Origin of the sequence: Synechococcus sp. R8-2 (assembly GCF_047461715.1) — a bacterium.
Taxonomy (GTDB): Bacteria; Cyanobacteriota; Cyanobacteriia; order Thermostichales; family Thermostichaceae; genus Thermostichus.
Map to the genome: position 1 here is coordinate 1 of NZ_JANSHQ010000133.1, position 2984 is coordinate 2984.

General features: G+C 58.2%; 4 protein-coding genes and 1 tRNA gene. 3 read left to right on the forward strand and 2 right to left on the reverse strand.

Annotated features, from left to right (window positions below; translation table 11 throughout):
• Window positions 1–840: chaperonin GroEL (gene groEL / locus NW819_RS03780; protein ID WP_414412933.1), on the forward strand; the 840-nt coding region annotated here is incomplete at its 5' end.
• 30 nt (window positions 841–870) lie between these two features.
• Here groEL and NW819_RS03785 read toward each other — a convergent pair.
• Window positions 871–1266, reverse strand: coding sequence for a DUF4346 domain-containing protein (locus NW819_RS03785; protein ID WP_414412934.1), 396 nt, complete (start codon window positions 1264–1266; stop codon window positions 871–873).
• A 198-nt stretch (window positions 1267–1464) separates the two neighbouring features.
• Window positions 1465–2097 carry a DUF4384 domain-containing protein gene (locus tag NW819_RS03790; protein WP_414412935.1) on the reverse strand — a complete coding sequence of 211 codons (633 nt, stop codon included), beginning with the start codon at window positions 2095–2097 and terminating at the stop codon, window positions 1465–1467.
• Between the two features lie 237 nt (window positions 2098–2334).
• Between NW819_RS03790 and NW819_RS03795 the strand changes: the two genes are divergently transcribed.
• On the forward strand, window positions 2335–2805 hold the full coding sequence (locus tag NW819_RS03795; protein ID WP_414412936.1) for a tetratricopeptide repeat protein: 471 nt from the start codon (window positions 2335–2337) through the stop codon (window positions 2803–2805).
• Window positions 2806–2914: 109 nt separating this feature from the next.
• Window positions 2915–2984, forward strand: a tRNA-Ser gene (locus tag NW819_RS03800).

A 2984-nucleotide genomic window follows, 5' to 3' on the forward strand; every position in this document is an offset into this window, starting at 1 on the left:
TTGGTGGTGAACCGCCTGCGGGGGGTACTCAATGCGGTGGCGGTCAAGGCTCCGGCTTTTGGGGATCGGCGCAAAGCCATGCTGGAAGATATCGCCATTCTCACCGGCGGGCAGCTCATCTCTGAGGATGTTGGCATCAAGCTGGATAAGGTCACCCTGGACATGATGGGGGTGGCCCGCAAGATCACTGTCACCAAAGACAAGACCACCATTGTGACCGATGGCAGCACCAAAGCGGCGGTGGAAAAGCGGGTGGCTCAAATTCGCAAGCAACTAGAAACCACCGATTCCGAGTACGACCGCGAGAAACTGCAAGAACGCATCGCCAAGTTAGCCGGGGGAGTGGCGGTGATCAAAGTGGGGGCTGCCACTGAAACAGAACTCAAAGATCGCAAGCTGCGCATTGAGGATGCCCTGAATGCCACCCGAGCTGCGGTGGAAGAAGGGATCGTCCCTGGCGGCGGGGCGACGCTATTGCACCTCTCCAAAGGGATCCCGGCTTTCAAGGCCAAGTTGAATGCCGAAGAACAGGTGGGGGCAGAAATTGTTTACCGAGCCTTGCAGGCCCCTCTCTTTCAGATTGCCCACAATGCCGGTCTGGAAGGGTCAGTGGTGGTGGAAAAGGTTTTGGAGAAGGAGATGCCCTTTGGCTTCGATGCCCTGAGCGGAACCTATGTGGATATGTTTGCCCAGGGGATCGTCGATCCGGCCAAAGTGGTGCGCTCAGCGCTGCAAAACGCGGCTTCCATAGCCGGAATGTACCTCACAACCGAAGCGATTGTGGTGGAAAAGCCTGAGCCCAAGCCGGCGGCTGGCTCTGCACCTAAGGGGATGATGTAGTCTTGCGAAAGTGAGCCTTCTGGGAAGGGATCAGTCTTGGATGTACTCCTCGCCAGAGATCAGGGCAGCTTCGGCTTTTTGAAACTCCCTGCCCAAGTAGGCCGCATGGCTGAGCTGGGAGACCACTCTCTCCTGCTCCTTTTCAAAGAGCTGTACACACAGTTCTTTGGCCGTGCGCCCAACATACACCCGTTCAGGGGATCGGTTGACGGAGCCCTTTGCCGGGATCACAGCTCCTGTTTCCGGATCGGTGGCCAGCCCCCGCTCATTGATGACGGTGCTGTAGTACTTGGCGCAAATGAGGTTCTGCTCCCGATCCAAGTAGATGACGAAATAGCCCGCCGGATCCAGATCCAGGGGGCGGCGGGAGAGATGGTCGTCAATGCTGCGAATCTGCTCGCTCAGGGGCTTGGAGGAAGGGGACATAGAACGGCTGACCCAGAACCACACAGGAGAAACGTAGCCGGGACTACTTTTGGCTGCTCTCATTGTGGCAGATGAACCCAATCTTTGGGCAGCCTTTGGGGTGGTTGACTTCCTTCCCAGCTTGAACGGTGGGGCTGGTCATATACCCGATGAAGGGGATCCTGTGCGGGCCATCCACCTGAGGTCTCAGAGCTTGGATTAGCGCGGGGCAACCCGATAGAATCGGGTGGCCGTCACCCACTGGTCGGAAGGGATCCCCTCGACGATGATGGCGCGGGCAATGGCATTGCCCAGTTGGGATCCCCGCACCCGCACGTCGGCAAAGGAGCCACTCTGCTCAAAAGAGGCAATCTCCTGGAAGTTCAGCGGACGGGGGGATGCCACCGCTAACACCTGGGCTTGGCCGAAGGGCGGAGCGATGGTCAACCGGTAGCTGGCCCCTGGCGGCGGGAAGGTGCGCACTTCTCCGGCCCGCAGAAACTCGTTGCCACCGGAAAAGCGGTTGGGCAAAATCAGATGGGTACGGCCATCGGCTTGGATGCTGAACAGGTAAACGTAGGCATCGCGGTTGGTGCTCAGGGTAATGGCAATCGGCTCGCCAGGCCGGTAGATGGGGTTAGACCCGTGCCGATCCAGCTCCAGATTCACCCGCAGGTCGGAAGGAACGGGGTTGACAATGATGGAGCGAGTGCCAGCATCCAACTGACGGGTATCGGCCAGTTGCAGCCTCTGTAAAGGAGGGCAGATGCCCAGGGTTTGCGGAAAAACGGCGGTGGCCGGAGCTACAGACAGCCCCAAAGCCAGCGGTAGGAAAAGCAGTTTGGCATTCATGGTTCACACCCAATCAATGGCTATGTTCATCCTAGGAAGGGGCGCAGGTTATGCGGGTCAGGCTTTGCGCAATCTCCAATCTCTTGCCGCGGCAGTTTCTCCTGCTGCAGATGGCACCCCCAAGAGGGAAAAGACGGTAAACCAGCGGGGGCACGGCTCTGTTCTCGGTACCTGGGATGGGAATTGGGGGCAACACGTTTGGCAAGGGTTAATCTACAGGTAAGGGATCCCTTCCTCATGCCAGCTTCCCAGTCAACCCCCAACTTGCTCATGGCTCACGACAGCTACCAAGAAGGCATCGCAGCGGTACAAGCGGGCGATTTCCAGGCTGCCATCCAAGCGTTTCGCCAGGCGGTTGCTGCCGATCCAACCCATACCGAAGCTCGTTACAAGCTGGCCTGGGTACTGGGCATGAGCGGCTATCTGGATCCGGCCCTGGCAGAGCTGGAAGCCGTTTTGGCGGCAGATCCCAACCATGTGGCAGCCCATTACAATCGAGGGGCCCTCCTCTTGCAAAAGGCCCAACTGGAAGCCGATGAGGATGGACAAATCGATCTGGCCGTTCTGCAACAGGCGGAAGCAGCCTTTCAAGCGGTAATGCGCTTGGATCCCACCGACCAACGGGCCTTTGCCTTCCTCAATTTGGTCAAGCGGGCCATTCGCAACCATCAGGCGTCCACTCAGGTCTCCGGCGGCAGTGGCGGGTAAATCTGTGGGGGTTGTGGTCGGCTGGTGATTGCACAGCCTGAAGCCCATTGCGTAGCATAAGTAAATGAATAATGAATAAAGTCTGGGGATCCCGGCAATTTGGAGAGGTGTCCGAGCGGTTTAAGGAAGCAGTCTTGAAAACTGCCGTGGTTGACGCCACCGTGGGTTCGAATCCCACC